We start from the raw sequence: 24031 nt of genomic DNA on the forward strand, positions 1-24031 counted from the left end.
GTGGATGGCAATGGATAAGACAGCGGACGTGTAAAAGGAAGATGGACACAGGGCAAGATGCCTTTATTCGCAAAACGAGAACACCAAGCGATGCCATGGAAGAGGAAAGATTCAGGACGTTGAACTACTCAACTTTGCAGGATGCATTTAGAAGATTCCGTAAGCGCGACTCAGCAATGGGTCGCGCGCTTCTTATTTTGTTCCTATCTATCGTGTGATATTACGCTTGTGTTGTCGAGATGTTTGTGTTGTCGAGATAAATCTCGACCTACCGTCATCTTGCTCACCCTACAGCGTAAACAATGCGGCTTTTTGTCGAGATAAATCTCGACCTACAGTTTGCTGCGCTTACCTTTTAAGTAGGCATCTCTGAAATCGATAAAATGCGCGGTTAATTTATCTGCCGCATCCTGCTCGCCGCATTCGGCAAACAATACACACGCAACTTCTGCCGTACCGAGCTGATGTTCATGCGGCGCTACTCGAAGCTTGTAATCCGAGAGCTTTTCAGGGGCGATGGATAACACGGGTAAATTATCGAGATAGGGACTCTTTCTGAACATTTTCTTAGCTTCACGCCATGTGCCATCCAAAAAGATAAATAGTGGTGTTTTATTTTCAGTGCGAGTCACCTTAGTAATTACCCGTTCAGGCTCCACGCCTTGCTCTGGGAAAACGACTATTGGTGTATATTGCTTGTCCGAAAGAAGCGCTAATAACGCAGCGTCAGGCTCAGTTCTGTCCCAACGAAAGGCATGATTATCTGGGATCACATCGGCAATTAAGCGTCCGGTGTTAGAGGGCTTAAAGCTTTCATTATGATACATAAGCAAACACACTGCACAGTCTGCTTTGGCCACTTCGACTTTATCGCAAATACATAGAGTCGTGGCTAATAAGCAGCATTCACAACGCGCAAGCTTTGATCCCCTTGCCTTGTATTCGCGTTGAGCCGCAGCGATTTGACGCTGTCTAAGCGCTAGTACTGAATTATTCACTCTGTTCCCCATCTAAAAATGCCGGCGTATTTTAGTAAAGCGCTCGGCTGGCGTCTACGCAAACTTATGCAACATCTTTACTCATGACATAAGCTTTTGTACTCTAAAGTTTTATTGGGTTTCATTAGGAGTAAAAAATGCAAGTAAAGGACTCTGCAAGACTGAGTTACCGCCTACTCACCCCACAAGATGCACAGCTGCTCGCCGATCTTGATAGCGACCCTGAAGTAATGAAATACATCACAGGCGGTCAGACTAACTCACTTGAAGAAGTAAAAGCCGTATATATTCCACGTTTAACCGAGTTTACCGATGAGATCAAAGGTTGGGGGCTTTGGGGCTGTTTCGAGCAGCCAAACAAGGCATTTATTGGTTGGATTTTGGTTCGCCCTGCTAACTTCTTTTCAGAACAAAGAAACGATCAGGATTTAGAACTCGGTTGGCGTTTTAAACAAGCCTCTTGGGGCAAAGGGTTTGCAACAGAGGCCGCACAACATCTTCTTCCAGACCTAATAGCAGCAAATCCTACTTTGACGCACTTGAGCGCTATCGCTGAAGAAGAGAACCTTGGCTCCATCAATATTATGAAAAAACTTGGGATGAGTTATGTGAAAAAAGGGCTCCACAAAGATATTTTAGGAGATATGGAAGTCGTTTATTATCATAAAGTTATTAATTAACCGAACAAAAGCGCAACCACTTAACACCACGGTTGCGCATGCTCACTACTATTAAATACCTTTGCGACGCAGTGGTTCTGCATACATACTCAGCACCAATTGCTTCAGCTCTTCCGGTACAGACTCAAGCGTTGAGATAAAATCCTCTTTATCTTCTGGACTAACTTGCGCATCATCGCCTGCAGCTAGGTGATTGGTTGAATGCAGATAGTATAAATCTAAAATCTGTTTATCAATGACATTCGCCAGCTCATCTGGGTTTTCAACATCCGCAGTGATAGGGTCGCCAAATGCGATATGCACATGGCCTTTATCTGAGCTAAAACCTTCGACAATGCTAGCAATGTCTTCTCCTTGCGCTTTCACATATTGGCCAAACTGCTTTTTATGGTATAGCTCTTTAGCCTTAGCAACCGCGCACGGTTCATATTGATAGGAGATAGCAACGGGCACAATCCTTAGCTGCTTTACATAATCTGAAAAATCTAGCTTCTGTTTGCGACCATTGAGCTGAAGCATCTTTAACAGTGCCGGATCGGTTTGATCCACTCCATCCTTTGCACGCCCCTCTTTTTGCGCAATCCAAATGGAGTTACCTTCACTCAATGAGTCAAAAATATAGGCAGAAAGTTGGGTTAATGCTTTTAGCATTTCTTTCGGCGCCTTTGCCGAACGTTTTACAATAAAACTCTTATTAAGGCGCATAAGCTCAGTGATATAAGGTACTTGCAGTAAGTTATCACCAATAGCGATACGCACCGTGCGCATATCCTGCTGATGTAAGCCCCAGTTAACAAGCGCGGGGTCTAATACGATATCGCGGTGATTTGAAATAAATAAATACGAGGTATTCGAGTCTAATGTTTCAAGGCCAGAATAAGTCACCTTAGACGTCGTTTTATTGATTAAAATTTGTAAATAGTACGCCACTTCATCTTGTACTTGTTCAATCGTACAAAAACCGCCCCACTTCTTTTTTAGTTTCATTCTTACGAGTGGGCGTGCAATCACAGGCCAAGCATTCAACCAAGCTGGCAGGTTATATTTGGCGATCACATCAATGAATTGATCATCACCTAGTAGACGTGCCAATGCTGGCACTACTTCATCATCATTATACGGTCTAATGTCAGCGTATTTATCCACTCTACTTCTCAAATTGTCGGATTAACGAATACTGGAACGCATTCTATCGTGTCAAATAAACAGACGCTAAGCATTTCATGTCTGACCACCAAGGCGATATACCAAGTTGGAACATTAAATGCTTAAGCGTCATGCAATTGTAATACGGTAAAAAGTACCACAATTGTTTATCTTCTAACAACTTTACCTAATTTGAGTATAGCTAATCTTAGTAAGAGTGCTGCTAATAATGCGCCCATCGATACGGTTAACCAATGTGGTAGCACTTCGTGTTCCTCACCTATCATCGGCGTTACCACAAAACCGTAAGTATTGACTAAATAATCAGTTAAATAGCCAAAGATAAGTGCAACCCCGATAACACCGCCCAAGTAGGCAAACACGGCACGACGCCCTAATTCTTTACCAACCACCCCGATTGTGGCGATGTTAGTTGCAGGACCTGCGAGCATAAATACCAATACCGCACCGGGTGACACACCTGCCATTAATAAACCCGCAGCAATTGGAGTTGAAGCGGTTGCACAAATATACATTGGGATACTGATAAGAATAACCACTAGCATGGCGATAATACCGTCGCCCCACTGAGACAAGAAAGACTCAGGCACAAAGGTTTGTACTAACGCAGCAAAGAATAAACCAATAAGTAGCCAAACCGCGGTGTCGGACAGTAATTGATTACAGCTGAACTTAACAGCTTCTACAATTTTGCCAAAAACCCCTTGGTTTTCAGGTACGGGGGCTGGCTCACAACAGCTTGTCGTGACTGATGAAGCATCGCAACAACTGGTTACGACAGGCTCAGTAGTATCACAACAAGACATATTCGCCCCTGCCATTGCTAATTGCGGGCCAGCAGGCGCACAGCAGCTTGAGCTTACTTTTGCGGTTTCCACTTTAGTGCTGGCGCAACAGCTATCATGGCTGTGATGCTTTTCAGCAGGCTTTGGCTCTGGGTGATGATTAGCGTCACAACAACCGCTAGTCGCGCTTGGTTCCTCTGAGGTATTAAGGTGCTTTAGTGGCACAGGCTTATCGTCTTTCTCACTGCCAACGAGCAACCCAGCCGCAATTGCACTAACCACAGCCGCAATTGGCCTAATTATCGCCATAAAAGGACCAAGTAGCACATAAGAAACTGAGATAGAATCCACTCCAGTTTCAGGCGTTGAGACTAAAAATGCGGTTGTCGCACTTTTCGAGCCCCCTGCTCTTCTCAGTCCCACCGCAGCAGGAATAACGCCGCAAGAGCAAAGCGGCATAGGTGCCCCAATCAGCGCTGCCTTTATCGTCGTCCAAAACCCTTCTTTCCCTAAATGCTTTTGCAACAAATCTTTTGGAATAAATACATTAAGTAACCCGGCCAATATTAGGCCAAGCAGTAACCACGGGGCAGATACTAAAAATAGCTGCCAAAAATTTACTATCAGTTCATTCATCGATAGCCTCCAAGGCCGTTAAAATCGAGCAGCTCACTGCCGCTTCCTTACCGCCGCAGCATTGCTCTGCTAGCGTCGATAACGATTGTTCAAATTTTTGTAACTCAGCGATCCGCGCTCTCACTAAATCCCGTTTAGTAATAGTCAGCGTTTTCACTTCTTCGCAACTATGCTGATGCTTTTCAAACTTTATCTTCAGCAAGTCTTGCACTTCTTTGAGGCTAAACCCCACTTCCTTCGCGCGAAGAATAAAGCGCATTTGCTTTTCACTTTGCTCATCAAACAACCGATACCCGCCCTCGCTCCTTGTGCAAGGGTGTAGGAGATCGTTTGCTTCATAATACCTTAACGTGTCAGTTGATACGTTAAGCCGCTTTGCCAGCTCACCAATCTTTACCACTTTACACTCCCAAGTCCTGAAGATTATCCTAGTCGACATCACAAGTATAAACCTTGGAGTTAACTCCAAAGTCAAGAAAAGGATAAAAATAATGCAAATCGTGGTATTAGACGCTAAAACTCTCGCAGGAACCGATCTTTCCCCCATTGCCGAACTAGGCACATTAACGTCTTACGACACCACATCCAGAGATGACATCATCACGCGCTGTAAAGATGCAACAGTCATCATCACCAATAAAGTACAGTTAACTGAAGAAGCAATCGCGGCGTTACCGCAATTACAACTAATTTGTGTTGCAGCCACAGGCGTCAACAACATCGACTTAGCAGCCGCAAAAGCCCATCAAATTGCGGTCGCAAATGTGGCTGGTTATTCAACCCCTTCTGTAGTGCAGCACACCTTTACTATGCTTGGTAACTTAATGACAAATATTCATCGTTATCAGCAAGACTGCCATGCAGGGCTTTGGCAGCAAAGTGACATGTTTTGTCGTTTGGACTACAGCATCAACGAAATTGCAGGCAAAAACTTTGTGATAGTAGGCCATGGAACATTAGGAGAAGCCGTTGCAAAAGTCGCACAAGCATTTGGGGCTCAGGTAATTGTTGCCGAACGTAGAGGCGTAAATGAGGTTAGAGCAGGACGAATGGCTTTTGAAGAAGCACTGCGTATTGCAGATATTGTATCGATTCACTGCCCGCTTACCGCTGAAACAGAAAACCTGATTGCGAGTGCTGAATTCGCCCTACTTCCAAATCATGCTTATCTTATTAACACCGCAAGAGGCGGAATAGTCAATGAGCAAGCGTTGGTGGATGCACTAACTAACAAGCAAATAGCTGGTGCTGCTGTGGATGTCCTCACTCAAGAGCCGGCACAAGCAAGCAATCCACTCGTTCAATACCAAGGTGAGAACTTGCTTTTGACGCCGCATACGGCATGGGCGAGTAAAGAAGCCATCGAACGTTTAGTCAGCGAAATTGCCATTAATATTGAAAATTTTGTGGCAGGTACAACAAGAAACCGAGTGGTCTAGATTATTGTTTTAGTGAGTGATATAGCTAAATGTTAGTAAAAATCATCAAATACAAACTGTTCAAAAATCAACAACAGACTGATATTTATGAACTTTATTAGTTGGCAAAAAGTTTGCAACTCTTGTGATGATTCAAGCAAAAAATAAATGGCTGTTTGCATTATTTGCTCAGCAACAAAATTAAAAAGGAAAACAACAATGAAAAAATTAATGTTAGTGGCTGCGCTTAGCTCTACTCTATTATCAGGCTGTATCGTTGCCGTATCCGACGGTGAAGTAGAGCACGGTTGGGCTTCTGAATACAACTCGTCTAACTGGGAACATAAACAGCGTAAAAATCGTGAAAAGATTGCCAACCTTGAAATGGGCGCGTCTTACTCATCAGTAAAAGACATGTTTACAACCCCTGATTTTAGCGAGTTGGTGTCAAAAGACGGCGACAACTATCAAGTGCTGTACTATGCAACCAACAGTAAACACTCAGACGGCAAAGTAACAAAAGATGAGTGCACGCCATTGGTATTCAAAAACAACCAACTTGTTGGCTTTGGCGACAACGCCCTAAAGCAAATTCAGTAAGACTTTATCGCACCAAGGATGGTGAATAATGCGGATATGCATTCGCTCCTGCATATGGCTTTAGATATTTATAGCGCTTTAATAAATACCGTGCTTTGCTGTTTTTGTGCAGCGGCAAGGGCACTATCTGCCATTTTTATCAGCTCACTAAGCTCACTACTACAGTGATTTTCAATATGAACTGCACCAATGCTAACGCTCACATGAGCACATATGGGTGAGGCAATATGGGGGATTTTTAACGCATTAACCGAGTCATGCAACGCTTCTGCTATCTCATTAATTACATCAATATTATGCTGAGTTAGCACCAACGCAAAACGAGTACCATCAAAACGGCCAACAAATAAAGAACGTCGGGTTGCGCCTTCTTCTAGCGCTTTGGCGACCTTAAATAAACAATCATCACCGTGCATGTAGCCATAATGCTCATTAAACGTTTTAAAATAGTCCACCTCAACCAGCATAACGGTAAACGCACTGCCATCAGCTTTTGCGCTTTCTAATGCCGATTTCATAGCTTCATCTAGATATCTACGATTGGGCAACTCCGTTAAACCATCGATAGAGGCTAGCTTTTCTAGCAGGTCATTTTTCTTTTTTATTGCTAAATGGTTTTTGATTCTGGCTTTTACAATCAAAGGGTTAAAAGGTTTAGTAATATAATCCACGGCCCCTAACTCCAAACCTCTTGCTTCATCTTTAAAGCTCACACTACCGGAGATCACGACAACGGGAATACCGTAAGTGCTCGCATCCTTTTTTAGGCACTCTAAAACAGAAAATCCAGCGCCGTCAGCCATTAACACATCTAAAATAATAAGGTCTGGTTTGCTTGCTTTTAGTTCATCAATACATAACTTAGTGTCAGTGCTATGGGATAACCGATAGCCGTCACCTAATGTATTACTTAGGACCATCTTATTTATTGGGTCATCATCAATAATAAAAATGTGCTCAGCTTGCTGCATCTTATGACGCTACCTTTTTAGCTCGATAAAGCACACCACCTGTGAAAGTGCATTTGTTAACACATCCAAGTCAGTGCGATTTGTTATTGTTGTGATCGTTTTGCTTTGCGTTTCAAGGTCTTTTGCAACTTTCGCTAGTCGCTTAAAGCCCAAACCTGCTGCAGCGCCCTTAATTCCATGTGCTAATTCAAATAATGCTGAACCTTGCTCTATTTCAGCAACCTGTTCTAGGTAATCATGGCAAAGTTTAGCAAATTTATCTAACATTGTTTGCAAAAACGTTTCATTTTGCATCATTTGCGATAAAGCAAACTCATAATCAAAAAAAGCTTCTTCTGTTTTATCTGACTGGAAAATATTACTTGCCAATGCCTTGCACGCCTGTGTGCTATTAATTGGTTTTACCAAATAATCATTCATGCCAACGGCTGTGGCTTTCGCCCGCTCTTCTTTACTTGCATTGGCGGTCAAGGCAATAACGGGTAGCTCAGTTTCAGACCACACGGCTCTGATCTGCTTGGTCGCTTGATAGCCATCAATGTTTGGCATATGGATATCCATCAGGATGATGTCGGGTTGCAGTGAGCGGCAAACTTCCTCAATATGTTCAGCGCTTTGTAGCCCTATTGTAGAAATACCATTCTGCTTCAACATATTTTCAGTAATATCTAAATTTAAGTTGTTATCGTCGACCACCAAACAAAGCGCACCGGCAACCTGCATACACACGTTGTCGACGGTTTGCGTCATATGGGCAAATTCAGCAAGCCAAGTATAAGCTGATTGGTAAAACACACTTTGATTAAGCGCAATATGGTTACTTTGCTCAGGAAATTCCCCTTCACAATGTAGTAGTAATGCAGTATTTTCAGGTAGCGAATAAGCGGGGTCAAGCGCTGCTTCTGGTGGAATTACAATAATAGACTTGTCGAGCATCGCATGCATCGCGTGCAATCGCTCAACAGATAAAGGTTCTGCGAGACCTGCAAAATAGCTTGGTAAGCTATGCGCTTCGGTGGTGAGACAATAAACTTCTTTGTGACTATCCACAACTGGGCAAGCGCCTTTATCTAGCACCAATTCGAAGAAAAAGCAGCTTCCTTCGTTCGGGGTTGAGTTAACCGCAATATCGCCACCTAAGAGTGCAACTTCTTGCTTCACAATCGCAAGCCCCAAACCAATGCCCTCGTGACGACGTGTGAAGCTTTCATCACCTTGGGTAAATGCATCAAAAAGGTGTTCAATCTCTTGCGCTTTGATCCCAACTCCAGTGTCCCAAACAGCAAACTTTATGGTTTGTTTTGCAGCTCTATCATTAACTAACGTTACCTTCAAACCAACCTTACCATGATTGGTATACTTTACGGCGTTACCAAGCAGGTTTACTAAGATTTGCTTTACCTTATCTTCATCACTGTAAAGGTAAGGCCAAACTTGAGGGCCGACCTGTAACTCAAATTCCAAACCTTTTTGTATACATAAAGGCTTAATCAGTGATTCTATCGTGGTAAATACATGGCAGGTTTGAAATGTCTCGTATTGAATTGTGCCTTGATGACTTTCTACTTTGGCAAACTCTAAAATACTGTTGAGCATGGTAAGCAGCTCATTTGCAGCCCCAGAAAGCTGCTGTAATTTTTTATTCTGAACTCGAGTCAGCGCCTCACTTTTGATCATATCCGCCAGACCTAATATGGCATTAATTGGCGTTCTAATTTCATGGCTGATATTCGCGATAAAGCGGCTTTTTGCAAGCGTTGCGCGCTCAGCATCTTGCTTCGCTAACAGCAGACCAGTGATATTTTGAATATGGATCACGTAATACTTAGGGCGCTTATTTTTATCCCAAACTAAAGAAATACTCAATTGTAACCAGCGGTGCTTACCCGACTGTGAAATCATGTGTTCAACGACTTTCTTTTGCTCCTTTAATAGCCCAGCCAAGACAGGCTTTAGCTCTTGCCAGTTTTGTTCATCAAACAGGCGTTCCAGCTGCTTTTCTCCCGTATTCTTATCAAGTGACAAGTAACGTTTGGCAGCCTTGTTCATCTCCAAAATTTTACCGCTAATCGCAGCTAAAATAACGCCATTAGGTGCAAACTCAGTCGCTGCCCTAAAGTTTTCTTCAGAGTCTCTTAGGGCATTATATGCCTCTTGTGCAGCGGTAATATCTCTCGCAACCCCCAAACAACCGATGAGCTTTCCAGTTTCCGATTTCAATGGCGTGATAGTCAAAAAGTAGGTATTCGCCCCAAGGACAAAGTTAGTTGCCACTTGTTCTTGCGAGCGCTCCATCGCCGCTTCTTGCTCAAGTAATATGGTTAATCCAGATGTCACTTCAGGTTGTGTTTTCGCAACCAAATCCGACTTATCAACCCCCATAAACTCTTCAAACGCGCGATTACAGCCTATGAATGAACCGTCTATATTTTTGAAATAGATAATATCGGGTACAGAGTCAAGCACTGCATTAAGTAAAGCCGCTTGACGCTCTTTTGCCTCAAAGCTTTGCTTTAATGCCTGTTGTTTTCGCTTAATTTCGTCATCGAGTTCTTGATTATGTTGCTTAAGGGCATGCATTAAGCGCGATTTTTGCTCCACCACCTGCTTGATTTGTATAAACCAAGGTTGCCATTCTGAGGGAATGGGATAGTTTAAAGTGGCTTGTGGTGTATGCTCTTGCAAAGATAGATAATTCACAAAATGCTTTAAAGGTCGGACAAATATTTGTCCGCTTAACCACACAATAGTCACAAAGGTAAAAAGAATAAAAAACAGTAATAGTGCAAGTTCGAGCAAGATCTCCCGCTGTAGCGGAGCGGCAAACTGCTCATAGCTTTCATGATAGTTTAAACTGATAGGCTCTTTGGCGGGTTTTGCAATAAAGTGCAGTCCATACTGCCAAGGTGCTGATGAATTTACAAGCCCATCGTGGTCGTGATCATAGCGTTCCCCCGCGATAATCTCATCACTTTGGTTTTTAAATTCCATCGTACCCTCTAAGGAGCCGATGTTTAACAACCACCTATCAATAATATCGCTATCATAGATCATCAATACATGAGCGTTATCCACCGTTGATAGTTTCTTACCGAGCGCGAACATTTGTCTATCGAAAAACTTCACGGGTGGACCAACGACTATATTGCCCAAGCTAAAGTCGGGTTCGAACTTACCTTGAACTAGCCGCGTGATGAAGTGGCTGCTTGAGGCTTCTCGACGCTTTACATACGCAAAGCCGTCATCTTCTATGTATGCGACCGCATACAATCCACCTTGCAACGCGAGCGCGGCATCAAAAGCGGTATTAAGCGACAATACGGTTTGCCATCGTTTAGTGGCAAAAAGCGCTTCACTGACTTGCCCACGACCAACAATCTCTCCACCATTGTTTGGTAACGCATGATAATAATGTTCAGGGTGTTGCTCTATATCTTCTAACCACTCTGGTGGCTTTTGAAAAGAAATGGGCTGCGCTAGGTTAACGGCGATACTATCAAGAACAACATGTGCAGCATAAAACTCTTGTTTCAGCTGCTGAGAAACATATTCATACTGACCAAAACGTACTTTGTACTGGCGTTCGAGTTTAATTTGATAGAGATGGTAAGCTAAGACGAGGACAAGTAGGATGGGTATTATTACCGCCACTAAAATTCCCTTTCGGTAACTTTTTAGTGGTAAAAATTCTTTTGTCGCATCCATTTACTGGCTCGTTCCCGTTTGCACACAGTGTTAGCAAAAGAGTAACGAGCCAGTCGGCTCAAGGCAAGTTATAAATTTTCTTCAGCAAAACTTGCCAAGCGGCTTCGTACTACACCGTTTAAGTTAATGGTAGCGCTACCTTCAAAGTCTTTAAAGCGCTCGACAATATAGGTTAACCCTGATGTCACTGGGGTGAGATAATTACTATCAATCTGGGCGAGGTTTCCCGTACAAATTAATTTGGTTCCCTCACCGCAGCGAGTGATGATGGTTTTTAACTGTGATGCCGTTAAGTTTTGGCTCTCATCTAAAATAACGACCGCATTTTGAATACTTCGGCCACGCATAAAGTTTACCGATTTGAACTGAATGTTCGCCTTTTCCATAATATAGTTACGGCTAGTCACGGGGCTTTCATCGTGTTTGTGGAGCACTTCTAAGGTATCTGTGATTGCCGCAAGCCAAGGGGCCATTTTCTCTTCTTCCGTGCCAGGTAAAAAGCCGATGCTCTCTGCAATTTCAGGCGTATTTCGCGTCACAATTACCTTATCGTAAATCCCTTTTTCGATGATCATTTCAAGCGCACTGGCAAGCGCCAATAAGGTTTTTCCGCACCCCGCAGGCCCGGTTAGTATCACCAGTTCAATGTCAGTATCTAATAATGCATCCAGCGCCATACCTTGGTTGATATTTTTCGGTTTCACTCCCCATGCTTGACGGTGCATCAAACGTTCAACGCCTAAGTCTTTTAATCGAATGTGCTCAGAGTCGTAACCCACAACCCGAGCTGCGAAGTGATTAGTATCGTCTATCAGATACTCATTACAGAACACATCTGGTACGAGTGATTTTGGCACATCATGAACCGTGTATCGCCCTTCCTGCTGCGTTTGACACTCACCAACATTTTGCCAAAAATCGCCTTCAACCTTTTTAAAGCCACTGGTTAACAGCGCAATGTCGTCAATCAGTTGATCGGTACGATAGTCTTCAACATACTTGAGTCCAGCGCCTTTCGCTTTTAGTCGCATGTTGATGTCTTTGGTAACCAGCACCACTTTTTTGTCGCTGTACTGAGTTTGCAAATGTACCGCACAATTAATAATGCGGTGGTCATTTTCGTTGCCGGGTAACCCGGAGATGGAATCAGGAAACAGGTGATCGTTTACAATAATTAATTTACCTGAACTGGGCGTTCGGTGACTTTCAATTCTCAATGTTGGTAGCGCTACCCCCTCTAACATTTGCTCTGGTGTTGCATCGCGAAGCACATCATCTAACCCACGAATGGCAACTCTTGCGTCTCGGCTTACATCACTCTTTCGATCTTTAATGTGATCGAGTTCTTCAAGGACAGTCATGGGAATAACAACATCGTGTTCTTGGAAGGAAAGGTAAGCGAGCGGTTCATGGAGAAGTACGTTGGTGTCGAGCACGTACACTTTATGGTCTTTGTCTTGTTTTACCATAGCGCATTCCTGTTGTTTACAGATTATTATGCTATACCCAATACACAACGTAGTGACCGATTATGTTTTGGGTATAGTTCAAGTTTAGTCTATTTGTCACAAAAGTCGCTTTTATGACAGTAGAAAATCCAACTTGCATATTGATAAAAAACAACTAGTTGGCGATTGCCATGCCAACTAAATAGAAAAAGCGCCAGCACTTGATAAATAAAGGCTTGAGTCACTGTTGTGTATTGAACAAACCGACATGAATAGGTAACATAGCCGCCTTTTTTCTGCATAGACGAGATAACCATGAATTTTTCCTTAGGTCAGCGCTGGATCAGTGATACGGAATCAGATTTGGGATTGGGTACAATAGTGGCACTTGAGGGGCGTCAAGTGACTATTTTATTTCCCGCTAGCGGAGAAAACCGTGTTTACTCAGTACAGGAAGCGCCTGTAACTCGAGTTGTATTCAACCCAGGCGATGTGATCCGCCATGTTGAAGAGTGGGAACTACGTGTTGACAGCGTGGAAGAGCAAAATGGACTATTTTGCTATCATGGTACTCGAGTTGATAATGAAGAAGAGACTTCATTCAAAGAGACCTTTCTTGATCACTTCCTCAAGTTCAATAAACCTCAAGATCGTCTATTTGCAGGCCAAATCGACCGTTTTGATCGCTACACACTGCGCTATCAAACTTGGCAACACCAGTTTGATAAAGAACAATCTCACCTTAAAGGGTTGATAGGTCAACGCGCTAGCCTTATTCCACACCAGCTGTATATCGCCGATGAAGTCGGTAAGCGCTTTGCACCTCGCGTACTTCTGTCTGATGAAGTGGGCCTAGGTAAAACCATTGAAGCGGGCATGATTTTACACCAGCAAATTCTCTCTGGTCGTGCCAACCGTGTGTTGATCGTGGTTCCAGAGAACTTACAACACCAATGGCTTGTAGAGATGCTACGCCGCTTTAACCTACATTTTTCGATCTTTGACGAAGAGCGTTGTAGCGAAGCTTATGCAGATGCACCGAATGTATTCGAAACAGAACAACTAGTACTGGTTAGCCTAGAGTTTATTACCAAAAAGCGCCGCTGGTTTGAACAAGCCACACTCGCTGATTGGGATCTACTGATTGTCGATGAAGCACACCACCTGACGGTCACTAAGGAAAAGCCAAGCACTGAATATCAACGTATTGCTGAGCTTTCTCAAGATATTCCTGGACTTATCTTGTTGACTGCAACACCTGACCAATTGGGTCACCGCAGTCACTTTGCGCGTTTACAGCTACTCGATCCAGACCGCTTCTACGACTACGACGTGTTTGTTGAAGAAGAAAGTCATTATAAAGAAGTCGCAGAAGCAGCGAACAACCTACTACAAGACAAAAAGTTAGACGCAAAAGAAGAGCAAACACTTTGTACACTGCTAAAAGAAACCGATATTTCTGAGCTACTTGCTAAGGCACAAAGTGGCGATAGCGACGCCAAAGCTGAAATCTTGTCCATGTTACTAGACCGTCATGGTACTGGCCGTATTCTATTTAGAAATAGCCGCAGTGGCATTGATGGCTACCCAAGTCGTTTGTTACATCAATACCCAGTACCTTTACCAAAGCAATACAAAACAGCAATGGCGGTAATGGGTAACATTGGTGGTATTCAAAGTCCTGAATTTAACGCGATGCGTGCTTTGTTCCCAGAAAAAATCTTCCAAGAGTTTGAAGGTGAAGGAAGCAGCTGGGCGCAGTTTGACCCGCGCGTTGAGTGGTTGATTGCTAAATTAAAAGAGTTAAAGCACGAAAAAGTACTGCTTATTTGTGCCAAAGCGGAAACCGCAATTAGCCTTGAACAAGTGTTACGTGAGCGCGAAGCAATTAAAGCGGCAGTGTTCCACGAAGGCATGTCTATCATTGAGCGCGACCGCGCGGCAGCGTTTTTTGCTGATGAATATGATAGCGCGCAAGTATTGCTCTGCTCTGAAATTGGCTCTGAAGGTCGTAACTTCCAGTTCTCACATCATTTGGTGCTATTTGACCTACCACTTAACCCTGACTTACTTGAGCAACGTATTGGTCGTCTTGACCGTATTGGCCAAAAGCACGACATCAATATTCACGTGCCTTACTTTGAAAGTACTGCACAGGAAGTATTACTACGTTGGTATCACGAGGGCTTAGATGCGTTCGAAACCACTAGCACCACAGGGCAAATGCTGTATAAGTCTTTCTCTGATGATTTGTTAGCGCTGATCGCTGAACACAACTGTGACGAAGACGAATTAGATCCTCTATTGGAGCAAGCCGCAAAAGAAAACGCACAGCTGCGCACAAAGATGGAGCAAGGTCGAGACCGCCTACTTGAGCTTCACTCAAGTGGCCAAGGTAAAACAGATAATATCGTTGCTGAACTTGAAGCACTTGATAACGACGTAATTTTGCCTGCGTTTATGATTAATGTGTTTGATACTTTTGGTGTTAACCAAGAAGACAAAGGCGAGAATACGATTATTCTCAAACCTACCGAGCACATGCTTAACCCTTCTTTCCCTTGTTTGAAAGACGATGGCATCACAGTGACTTTTGACCGTAACACCTCACTGTCACAAGAAGACGCGCATTTCATCAGCTGGGATCACCCCATGGTCAGCGGCGTAATGGATATGATCTGTAACGATGACTTTGGTTGTGCATCAGTGGCACTGCTTAAAAATAACAAGTTACCTGTCGGTACTTTCTTTGTTGAAATGATCTTCGTTGCAGAAGCTTCTGCGCCTAAGTCTCTTCAAGTGGGCCGCTTTTTACCGCCAACTCCAATTCGCGTCCTAATGGATAAAGGTGGCAATGACTTAGCGCAAAACGTGGCGTTTGATGCATTCAATCAACAGCTTTCTGCCGTTGGCAGACAAACCGGCAGTAAGCTAGTTAATGCGCTACAAAGCGCTATTCACCCACTTATTACTCAAGCTGGCGATATTGCACAAACTCAACTTGAAAGCATTCAAGCCAGCGCGATGGATAAAATGCAAAAGCAATTAGGTGATGAGCAAGGTCGTTTGCAAGCACTTAAGGCTATCAATCCGAACATCCGTGATGAAGAAGTTCAAGTATTTGATAAACAAAGAGCTGAGCTGAGCACACACATTGAAAAAGCGCAGCTTAAATTGGATGCGATTCGTTTAATTGTGGTTGCAAACCAGTAAATCTCCCACACCGAAAGAGAGCTGCGGCTCTCTTTCTCGCTACCGCTCACTTAGCAACTCATATATAATACGCGGCTTCGTTCTGTTCATGCTGAGGCAGCTGGTGTTACTAAATTACGCTCCCCCCCTTTCTCCCTATCTTGATATTTTGTACCAAGATGAAGATATGTTGGTGATCAACAAACCAAGCGGGTTACTCACCGTACCTGGTAAAGATCCAAAGCATTGGGACAGCGCTATCGCCAGAGTGAATTTTGTCTACCCTACGGCAAGAATTGTGCATCGCCTTGATATGGCAACATCCGGCGTACTGTGCCTTGCTATGAATAAAGCAGCGCATCGCCATCTGAGCATTCAATTTCAAGACCGGTTAACCCACAAACACTACATCGCCCGAGTTCATGGCAAATTACAACAGCAAACGGGTTCTGTTGATTTACCGCTGGTGTGTGATTGGCCTAACCGCCCTAAGCAAATGGTTTGTCATGAGAGCGGGAAACCTTCATTAACGCATTTTGAAGTCATGGAATATGAAGCACAAGCAACACGCGTCAAGCTAACTCCCATCACAGGACGCTCTCATCAACTCAGAGTACATATGCTTTCGCTTGGACACGTTATCCTAGGTGATAGACTATACGCTACGGGAGAGGCGTTAACGGCGGCTTCACGTCTACAGTTGCATGCAGAGATGCTGCAAATTTCACATCCAACAACCGCTGAGATGATGACCTTTACTGCAGCAGTTCCTTTCTAAGTAACCTGATTACTCTGTTAGTTAGAAACGGTTTAGAAACTGTGGTCTTCGAAAAATTAAGCAAATTTAGCGTTGCCAGCTAACGCTCAGATTAACGTTTGCTTAGTCACTAAACAAAGCGAGTAAAAAGCACGCGGTTAACACATAAATTGCATTACTATGGTTTCGTGATCGGCAGATGTTTTATATACTGTAATTGTTCCCTAGCTCGTAGGACAGCTGATTAAGTCCCTGAGCCGATAAATTTCTTTCAGGATAGCAGTTTGTTTACTATTGAGCATGCTCGGCATGTACCGAGAAGCCTACGGTAGGCTGTTGCTCTCCGCCTTGAACCTCAGGGTTCAAGGGCTGACATCGGCATCCGCGAAGCCGGGGAACAATCTTTCCCACTCTACACTTGTCATTGCTTCAGAGCTAACTCGCTTTTACACATACTCAATAAACCACATCTCCAACTCCATACTATAAAAGCGGCCACTTAGTTAACGCCGCAAGGCAAAAGAAATCGCGAGATAAACGCTAGAAAAGAGTCGCGAGATAAACTCTAGAAAAGAGTCGCGAGATAAACTCTAGAAAAGAGTCGCGAGATAAACTCTAGAAAAGAGTCGCGAGATAAACTCTAGAAAAGAGTCGCGAGATAAACTCGCTGCTACGAAGGATTATTGCAAGCTACGCTCATATCTCAGTGTTCTTGCTTATTACTAGTTAGTACCAACTCACTACAAGACATCTTTATATGGAAGGAAAAACCATCAAAAACTTTCATTTTTATTGATAACCTTTTGTTCTATTCCATAGTCAAAGAATATTTTAGACCAATCAACAAAACCTCTATAGTAGCGCGTTATTTTCATATATTTCGAAAGGTATTCTGATGTCTTTTGCTGTTATCGCCGCGTTGGCGGTTTTTATTGCCATACTTTTCGGTCTTTACCGCTTTCAACAGCGCTCCGAAACCCTGTCACGAACAGTATTATTAGGCTTAGTTGCGGGTAGCCTATTTGGACTCGCCCTACAATTTGTTTTCTCAGGTGACTTAATCACCAAACAGACTGTACTAGATTGGGTTGCGATTGTTGGTAGCGGCTATGTCAATCTTCTCAAAATGGTCATCATGCCATTGGTCTTAGTTTCTATGATTGCCGCGGTCGTAAAATTAGATAATCAAGGCTCTCTTGGAAAAATCTCGTTTGTCACCATCGCAATTTTAGTTTTTACCACGGCCATTGCGGCGCTCATTGGTATTTTTATCACTCAAGCATTTGGTTTAAGCGCTGAAGGTTTAGTCGAAGGTGCACGCGAAACTGCCAGAATAGCGGTACTTGAAGAACGCGCAACAGCCGTTGCCGATTTAACCATTCCACAAATGCTGCTTAGCTTTGTACCAACCAATCCGTTTGCTGACTTAACTGGCGAGCGTTCTACCTCGATTATCGCCGTGGTGATTTTTGGTGTATTAACTGGTATTGCTGCTCGCAGAGCCATCTTGGAAGAGTCAGACTTAAGTAGCCCAATAAAAAATGCAGTTGAAGGCACACAGGCAGTTGTGCTGAGATTAGTACGTATGATCATCGCCCTCACGCCCTATGGTGTAGCTGGCTTGATGGCCAAAGTGATCGCCACATCTAGCATGGCTGACATTATTAGCTTACTCGGTTTTATTATTGCCTCTTACGTTGCCATTTTACTGATGTTTTTGGTGCATGGTTTGTTAGTTACTTTGGTTGGTGAAAACCCAAAGCATTTCTTCCAAAAAATTTGGCCTGTTTTAACTTTTGCTTTCACCTCACGAAGCTCTGCAGCAACCATCCCATTGAACGTTGAAGCGCAGATCCACAAGCTTAATGTTCCCCCTGCGATTGCAAACCTTTCTGCATCGTTTGGTGCGACAATCGGACAAAATGGCTGCGCTGGCATTTATCCTGCAATGCTTGCTGTAATGGTTGCGCCAACGGTAGGAATTGACCCGTTCGCACTCGACTTTATTGTCTCTTTAGTGGCTATGGTTGCAATTAGCTCGTTTGGTATTGCGGGTGTTGGAGGCGGTGCCACTTTCGCGGCGCTGGTGGTATTACCTGCGATGGGACTACCAGTGACAATTGCTGCGCTGCTTATTTCTATTGAGCCATTAATTGATATGGCAAGAACGGCACTCAATGTATCGGGCTCAATGACCGCAGGTACAGTGACAAGTCGCTTGTTAAAGCAAAAGCACAATAACGAAGCGATATAGTGCTATGACAGCTTAAGGGCCAGTTAGTTATTCTGGCCCTTCACTTTTAATCAATCACGAGCTTTGCAGTGCCAAGCCAAAAAGACAGCAAGGACTTCATTGAATCCACCAGCTCATGATATTGGGAAGGTTTGGTCATATAAGAATTCGCCCCAAGCAAGTAACACTGCTTTATATCTAGCTCAGAGTCCGATGTACTGAACATAATAACCGGAATATGCTTAAGGTTTGCAGCCCCACGCATCTCAGCTAATACATCTTTACCGCTTTTTCGTGGCATATTTAAATCAAGAATAATAAGGCTAGGTAATAGCTCGGTGCTATTGAGTTTTTCAATCAACTCAACGCCATCACTTACAAATTGTAACTTAGCCTCCATCACGCCGTTGTCTTCAAATGCATCACGGATTAATTCTTGGTCGTCGAAATCATCATCTGCAACTAAGATATAGTTCACAGAGTGAAGCTGTTTAATTAAATCATGATGATGGACCATACACACTCTCCTTAAACTCGCATTAAACCTCGAGTTTGTATGCTGATATCAGAACCGCATCAATGGCTCTACAGCTAAGTTAACTCTCTTGCGCTGAAATTGGCAAACTAAAATAGAAAGTAGAGCCTTGCCCCACTTCCGTTTCGACCCATATGCGACCATGATGTCTTTCGACGATTTTTTTACAAATAGCAAGCCCAAGCCCAGTACCGGCATATGCGCTACGACCATGTAATCTTTCAAAAAGATTGAAGATTTGCTCACTAAATTCGGGATCAAAACCAATCCCGTTATCCTTAACGGCAACAATCAGTTCATTTGCTTTACGTTCGCTGCTAATCGAGACTCGTGGTGCTCTTTCTGGCGCACTAAATTTAATCCCATTATTGATTAAGTTTAGCAGCACGCGTTGCAACTGTCTGCGGTCTCCAAATACATCACCAAGCCCTGTGGTATCCACTTGTGCATTTGATTCTTTAATCACTAACTCAAGATCCTGTAAGGTTTCAGCTAACGCATTATCGCCATCAAATGATCTAAATGACTCACCTTTACGATCAATCCGTGAAAAGCTTAATAATCCTTTTATCAACTTTTGCATTCGCTCAGCAGAATCCATCATGCGCTTAAGATAAGAGGCATGTCTATCATTTAGCCCCTCTGCAGAACACTGGATCCGATCGCCGAACATTTGAATTTTTCTGAGCGGTTCTTGCAGATCATGGGACGCTAAAAATGCAAAACGCTCCAGCTCTTGATTCGACTCATGTGCTTTTCCAAGTGCTATCGTCAGTAATTGCTCAGCAGTACGGCGCGAAGTGATCTCATTTTCCAACGCTTCGGTACGCTTGGTAACTTTTTGCTCTAGAATTGCATTAAGCTTTTTATATCGCTCAGATTTAGCCAGCACATAATTTACCAAGGTATTACGAAACTTCAATGCACAACTTACTTCGGCTTCCGTCCAAGGGTGAGATTTGCACTTCACATTCTCGACCCATAACTTAAACGAACTACGTGGCATTAAACGATGGCTACCATCATCCAAAAACTCAATGGATTTTTCAGGTTTCCCTCCCCAATTTTTGGTTTGAATAACTTCCTTTCTAAACCACATGATGAAGTGATTAGCATCCGCTGAAAGTGGCATCAATAGCACCCCACTCGCGGTTTTCGCAAAGGCTTTAAATGCTTCGTTAAGCTCACCTAAATTATGGCAATAAAAAATGGAGTCGTCCCCAAGTTGATGCTCTGCAAGCCAACGGTAAATACTCTCAATATCCGCCTTTGCGGGAGTTTGCCCGTAGCATTCCAAATCATTTTCAACGCGCCACGCGACACCTGTAGCTTTCATCATCTCTTGTAATGCCGCGGATTCGTAGCGCAGCCCATCAACAAAAAAGATTTCTTTTGCCATGCGCTCTGTTACTGAAGAGCTTAAGGCCAGTGCATTGGCTTCAGCCATTGCTTCTAAAGAGGAGGTTTTAAGAGAAATTAAGTAAGATAACATCACCCCCATATACTGGGCGACTTCACGGGTGTTAAATGGAACTATATGCTTTTCGTAGTGGTGGCAGGCAATCAATCCCCACAACTTGCCCGCGACAATAATACTAATGGACATAGTTGCCTGAACGCCCATATTGCGTAAATACTGACAATGAATAGGCGAAACACTACGTAAAATACAGGCACTTAAATCAATTGGCTTATCTTGCGGATAAAGCGGTGAATTTTCGCCATCAACATCAGCAAGCAAGCGGATCGGATTCCTTAGATACAGCGCTCTTGCTTGTTTTGGAATATCAGACTCAGGAAAATGTTGATGTAGAAAGGAGTTAAGTCCACCTCGTTTAGCTTCTGCAACCACCTCACCATTATACTCATGGTCAAATTTATACAGCATCACCCTGTCAAACCGCGTTAACTCTCTAATTTCCTCCACGGCCATCTCGTACGAAGCCTGTAACGACTGAGAATCCACCATACTAGACAACGAATGCTTCATAAGGTGTTGCATTGAATGATTGATTTCAACGCCATGCGCCGTGTTTTGCTCAAGTTCTAAAATGAGCCCAGCTTCGTTTTGACTTGCTACTACGGAGAATTCAATGCATTTTGAGTCCTTGGTTTTTATGCTGGCTGTCATCGGATTCAAACGATGGATATCAGAGGAGTTACAGTTGCTGGCAAGCAGCTCAGAAAATGGAGACGCAAAAATCGTTTCAGCATAAGTATTGACCAAAGCACTAGGCTCAAGTCCTACAAGTGCGGCAAAGTTTTCGCTAAAATAGCGTAGTGTTAATGTGTTGGTGTCGAATAGCAATAAATAGCCATGCGGCTGAATTGAACCTGGAATATGAATTGGCTCTTTATGACAGTTGTCTAATGTTGCTTCGAACTTCTCCACCTTTTGTACACCTTTTTCCTTAATTTACCTCGCAATCTCATCCTATCACGGGTCCCCACCTAGTATGCAAGCAACAGAGTAAGTAAGCACTCGGTTCACAAAGCAATTAAATGCGATTAGACTTATGCAATTAGGAAGTAGAAAGTAAGTGAATGATGACAACCACAGTAAAGTGTCCAACCTGCCAACAGGCTGTTGAATGGTCTGATAAAAGCCCATTTCGCCCGTTTTGCTCAAAACGCTGTCAATTAATTGATTTAGGTGATTGGTCTGACGAATCAAATACGATTTCAACACCGATGAAAAGCGGTGAGCTCACGCCTCAAGATGCGGAAAGTTTGATTGAAGATATAGAAGCGATGCTGGCAAAAAACGACAACAGCTTTTTTAAAGAATAAACCTGTGGGCCGATTTCCTCGGCCTTTCCCTCTCATTAGCAACTTGTTTGGCAAGACAAGCAATTCAAACTCGGCGGATTGTACTAGCGCTCTATTTCCGTTTGATCTTGTTCCGTCTTTTGCCCTGTGTTTCTCACCTCATTTTGATAGGTTTTAGCTATATGCCCCGCACCTTCTAAAATATCACTTAATTGGATCCGGCAAATTTCCGACAATTTAATTAAGGTACCTAAGCGAAATGAGCTTGTTCCGTTAAGATAGTCGTCTAGTGTGGTGAGACCTATTCCGAGCTTTTGGCTAATGGTTTTTTTAGTATAGCCTTTACGCTTTTTGAGTTCTTTTAGCAGTTCTCGGATCCTAAGTGTCACCTCGTATTCTTCAGGTGTCTGCATGTCTCCCTCAGTGATACCTAGTAACAAACAGCCAACAACAAAGAATACCCTTAGTTACTCTGAAGAAAACAAAAGTTATTGGAAAGTTTGTGCGCGTAAATTAAGAATTTTTCAATTCGACACTATTTCAAAAAGAGTTGTCCGCAGACTTGCTAGATGTACTCTTAATCGAAAAATACCACAACGCAAACATGTTATCAACATGTAACTTAAAGCAGTACAAACAGTTGTAATATTTTGTACATTGATTCCAAGGAGTCGGTTCTTTACATCAATCTGGAGTACAAGCTCTCATTTTACAGGAAGGTGACAGTGACTGAAAAATGATAAAGCCCTTACCGTGGAGGTTAGGGCTAAGTTGGAAAGACTTAATCTGCTTTTTTATGGCCTTTGTGACTACGACGTGATTTAAGTGCTTGAAGCTTATCGCGCTGCTCTTCACTCAATACATGGAATACCTTGTGGCGAGTTTCCATTGAAAGTAGCGCCCACGCTTGCTTTTTATCTTGGCCTTTTTCCAGTAAAAGTTGCGCTTGAACCTTATCAAAGGTTGGGGCTGCCATAAGTGCTTTCATTTCTTCACGATAAGCTGAATGTGCTTCTTTTCCGCTTTCTTTTAGCGCTTTTTTGGCAGTTTTGTAATCCGCATAAATTGTCTTTAGTTGGCCTTGCTGCGCTTCTGTCAACTCTAATAACTTCTGGCCTTTATCTGATAGTAGCAACCTTGCTGAATGCTCAAGCTGCCCGCTCATCGGGCCCGCGTTTGCAGTGAAGCTGAAAGTCGATACGCCAAGTGCTGTAACTAATGCTAAAGTAGATAGTAATTTCATGGTATTGGCTCCTTGTTCGCCATTGCTTTGTCACTTCCAAATTTAGCAAGCACAAAGAAAAGGAACGTCAGACAGAGGTAAAGTTTTGTCAGTGCTTTGCAAAAAAAAGCAAAGGCAATTTACATAAGGCGTTGAAGTAAGGTGTAATATGCTAGAGCCGAACTATTCAGGCCGACGCCAATCAACAATGCTGGACTAAGTATGACAATGAAACATTCCATTTTACTTATTGATGACGACCAAGAACTTTGCAGCCTGTTAAAAGAATACTTTACTGCAGAAGGCTTTGAAGTGGCGATGGCCCACACAGGAACTGAAGGTTTACAGCTGGCATTAAAGCAAAATTTCGATCTGATATTATTAGACGTAATGCTTCCTGAAATGGATGGTTTTGAAGTACTAAAAGCGTTACGTGTCCAGAAGATGACACCCGTTATTATGTTAACGGCAAAAGGCGATGACTTTGACCGCATCTTTGGTTTGGAGCTAGGTGCTGACGATTATATTCCAAAACCGTTTAACCACCGCGAGCTACTCGCGCGCGTTAAAGCCATTACGCGTCGCGTCGATCATTATAAGCAACACAGCCCGGATGATACCTTTACTATCCACCAGCTGCGTTTAGATGTAGCTTCGAGAAGCGCTACTGTTAATGGCGAAGTGCTGTCACTGACGGGCACCGAATACGAGGTGCTACTCTTGCTGGTCAGAACCGCAGGAGAAGTGGTCGACAAGCAGACTATTTCGCGACAAGTACTAGGCCGGCCACTAGTGCCTTATGATCGCTCTATTGATATGCATGTCTCTAACGTTCGCAAGAAAATTGCCGCCTTAAGTGAGCACACTTATATCAAAACGATCCGCGGCGCTGGCTATATTTTTCTAAAGGCGTAA

General features: G+C 43.3%; 20 protein-coding genes and 1 other RNA gene. 9 read left to right on the forward strand and 12 right to left on the reverse strand.

Features of this window, described 5'->3' with window-relative positions:
- Positions 1-332: 332 nt before the first annotated feature.
- Positions 333-998 (reverse strand): tRNA-uridine aminocarboxypropyltransferase, encoded by a 666-nt coding sequence (locus JJQ94_RS19730; RefSeq protein WP_099030108.1) that lies wholly within the window; start codon positions 996-998, stop codon positions 333-335.
- Between the two features lie 137 nt (positions 999-1135).
- Here JJQ94_RS19730 and JJQ94_RS19735 point away from each other — a divergent pair, with 137 nt between their 5' ends.
- Positions 1136-1678 carry a GNAT family N-acetyltransferase gene (locus tag JJQ94_RS19735; RefSeq protein WP_099030107.1) on the forward strand — a complete coding sequence of 181 codons (543 nt, stop codon included), beginning with the start codon at positions 1136-1138 and terminating at the stop codon, positions 1676-1678.
- A gap of 51 nt (positions 1679-1729) precedes the next feature.
- Here the strand turns inward: JJQ94_RS19735 and JJQ94_RS19740 are convergent, their stop codons facing one another.
- The 3 genes from JJQ94_RS19740 to zntR form a co-directional block, all read right to left on the reverse strand.
- Entirely contained in the window at positions 1730-2824 is a 1095-nt protein-coding gene (locus JJQ94_RS19740) for a 1-acyl-sn-glycerol-3-phosphate acyltransferase (RefSeq protein ID WP_099030106.1), read from the reverse strand.
- 167 nt (positions 2825-2991) lie between these two features.
- Positions 2992-4266, reverse strand: a complete 1275-nt coding sequence (locus JJQ94_RS19745) for an SO_0444 family Cu/Zn efflux transporter (protein WP_099030105.1) — start codon at positions 4264-4266, stop codon at positions 2992-2994.
- A complete protein-coding gene (zntR, locus tag JJQ94_RS19750) occupies positions 4259-4666 on the reverse strand; it encodes a Zn(2+)-responsive transcriptional regulator (RefSeq protein ID WP_010606066.1) in 408 nt (135 codons plus the stop codon). Before zntR ends, JJQ94_RS19745 begins: the two co-directional genes overlap by 8 nt.
- A gap of 91 nt (positions 4667-4757) precedes the next feature.
- On the opposite strand from zntR, the gene JJQ94_RS19755 reads away from it, so the two are divergent.
- Both JJQ94_RS19755 and JJQ94_RS19760 read left to right on the forward strand, forming a co-directional pair.
- Positions 4758-5705 carry a D-2-hydroxyacid dehydrogenase gene (locus tag JJQ94_RS19755; RefSeq protein ID WP_099030104.1) on the forward strand — a complete coding sequence of 316 codons (948 nt, stop codon included), beginning with the start codon at positions 4758-4760 and terminating at the stop codon, positions 5703-5705.
- Between the two features lie 198 nt (positions 5706-5903).
- Positions 5904-6284, forward strand: a complete 381-nt coding sequence (locus JJQ94_RS19760; RefSeq protein WP_010372325.1) for a DUF3192 domain-containing protein — start codon at positions 5904-5906, stop codon at positions 6282-6284.
- Between the two features lie 68 nt (positions 6285-6352).
- On the opposite strand, the gene JJQ94_RS19765 is transcribed toward JJQ94_RS19760, so the two are convergent.
- The 4 genes from JJQ94_RS19765 to JJQ94_RS19780 form a co-directional block, all read right to left on the reverse strand.
- Complete coding sequence (locus JJQ94_RS19765) at positions 6353-7255, reverse strand: GGDEF domain-containing response regulator (protein ID WP_099030103.1); 903 nt, start codon at positions 7253-7255, stop codon at positions 6353-6355.
- Between the two features lie 9 nt (positions 7256-7264).
- The gene (locus JJQ94_RS19770) at positions 7265-10906 is read right to left on the reverse strand and encodes a hybrid sensor histidine kinase/response regulator (RefSeq protein WP_236596525.1); all 3642 of its coding nucleotides are present in this window, start codon (positions 10904-10906) and stop codon (positions 7265-7267) included.
- Positions 10907-11028: 122 nt separating this feature from the next.
- A complete protein-coding gene (locus JJQ94_RS19775; RefSeq protein WP_010372335.1) occupies positions 11029-12429 on the reverse strand; it encodes a PhoH family protein in 1401 nt (466 codons plus the stop codon).
- 89 nt (positions 12430-12518) lie between these two features.
- Positions 12519-12725: a hypothetical protein gene (locus JJQ94_RS19780; RefSeq protein ID WP_099030101.1), complete on the reverse strand. Its 207-nt coding sequence runs from the start codon at positions 12723-12725 to the stop codon at positions 12519-12521.
- Here JJQ94_RS19780 and rapA point away from each other — a divergent pair.
- The 4 genes from rapA (at position 12724) to JJQ94_RS19800 (ending at position 18611) form a co-directional block, all read left to right on the forward strand.
- The gene (rapA, locus tag JJQ94_RS19785; protein ID WP_099030100.1) at positions 12724-15621 is read left to right on the forward strand and encodes an RNA polymerase-associated protein RapA; all 2898 of its coding nucleotides are present in this window, start codon (positions 12724-12726) and stop codon (positions 15619-15621) included. The genes JJQ94_RS19780 and rapA overlap by 2 nt on opposite strands.
- 103 nt (positions 15622-15724) lie before the next feature.
- The gene (gene rluA, locus JJQ94_RS19790; protein WP_172439927.1) at positions 15725-16378 is read left to right on the forward strand and encodes a bifunctional tRNA pseudouridine(32) synthase/23S rRNA pseudouridine(746) synthase RluA; all 654 of its coding nucleotides are present in this window, start codon (positions 15725-15727) and stop codon (positions 16376-16378) included.
- A 197-nt stretch (positions 16379-16575) separates the two neighbouring features.
- A non-coding RNA gene (gene ssrS, locus JJQ94_RS19795) (6S RNA) lies at positions 16576-16758 on the forward strand.
- A 494-nt stretch (positions 16759-17252) separates the two neighbouring features.
- Entirely contained in the window at positions 17253-18611 is a 1359-nt protein-coding gene (locus JJQ94_RS19800; protein WP_099030098.1) for an L-cystine transporter, read from the forward strand.
- 46 nt (positions 18612-18657) lie between these two features.
- Here the strand turns inward: JJQ94_RS19800 and JJQ94_RS19805 are convergent, their stop codons facing one another.
- Together JJQ94_RS19805 and JJQ94_RS19810 are read right to left on the reverse strand one after the other, a co-directional pair.
- Positions 18658-19107, reverse strand: coding sequence for a response regulator (locus tag JJQ94_RS19805; RefSeq protein ID WP_010372351.1), 450 nt, complete (start codon positions 19105-19107; stop codon positions 18658-18660).
- A gap of 79 nt (positions 19108-19186) precedes the next feature.
- Positions 19187-21517: an ATP-binding protein gene (locus JJQ94_RS19810; RefSeq protein WP_099030097.1), complete on the reverse strand. Its 2331-nt coding sequence runs from the start codon at positions 21515-21517 to the stop codon at positions 19187-19189.
- Positions 21518-21672: 155 nt separating this feature from the next.
- Here JJQ94_RS19810 and yacG point away from each other — a divergent pair, with 155 nt between their 5' ends.
- On the forward strand, positions 21673-21915 hold the full coding sequence (yacG, locus tag JJQ94_RS19815; protein WP_099030201.1) for a DNA gyrase inhibitor YacG: 243 nt from the start codon (positions 21673-21675) through the stop codon (positions 21913-21915).
- 83 nt (positions 21916-21998) lie between these two features.
- Here yacG and JJQ94_RS19820 read toward each other — a convergent pair whose 3' ends face one another.
- Entirely contained in the window at positions 21999-22307 is a 309-nt protein-coding gene (locus tag JJQ94_RS19820; RefSeq protein ID WP_099030096.1) for a helix-turn-helix domain-containing protein, read from the reverse strand.
- Positions 22308-22675: 368 nt separating this feature from the next.
- Positions 22676-23137, reverse strand: a complete 462-nt coding sequence (locus JJQ94_RS19825) for a Spy/CpxP family protein refolding chaperone (protein ID WP_099030095.1) — start codon at positions 23135-23137, stop codon at positions 22676-22678.
- A gap of 207 nt (positions 23138-23344) precedes the next feature.
- Here JJQ94_RS19825 and JJQ94_RS19830 point away from each other — a divergent pair, with 207 nt between their 5' ends.
- Positions 23345-24031, forward strand: coding sequence for a response regulator (locus tag JJQ94_RS19830; RefSeq protein ID WP_069023059.1), 687 nt, complete (start codon positions 23345-23347; stop codon positions 24029-24031).

Source organism: Pseudoalteromonas sp. GCY (genome assembly GCF_016695175.1).
In the GTDB taxonomy this organism is placed as follows: domain Bacteria; phylum Pseudomonadota; class Gammaproteobacteria; order Enterobacterales; family Alteromonadaceae; genus Pseudoalteromonas.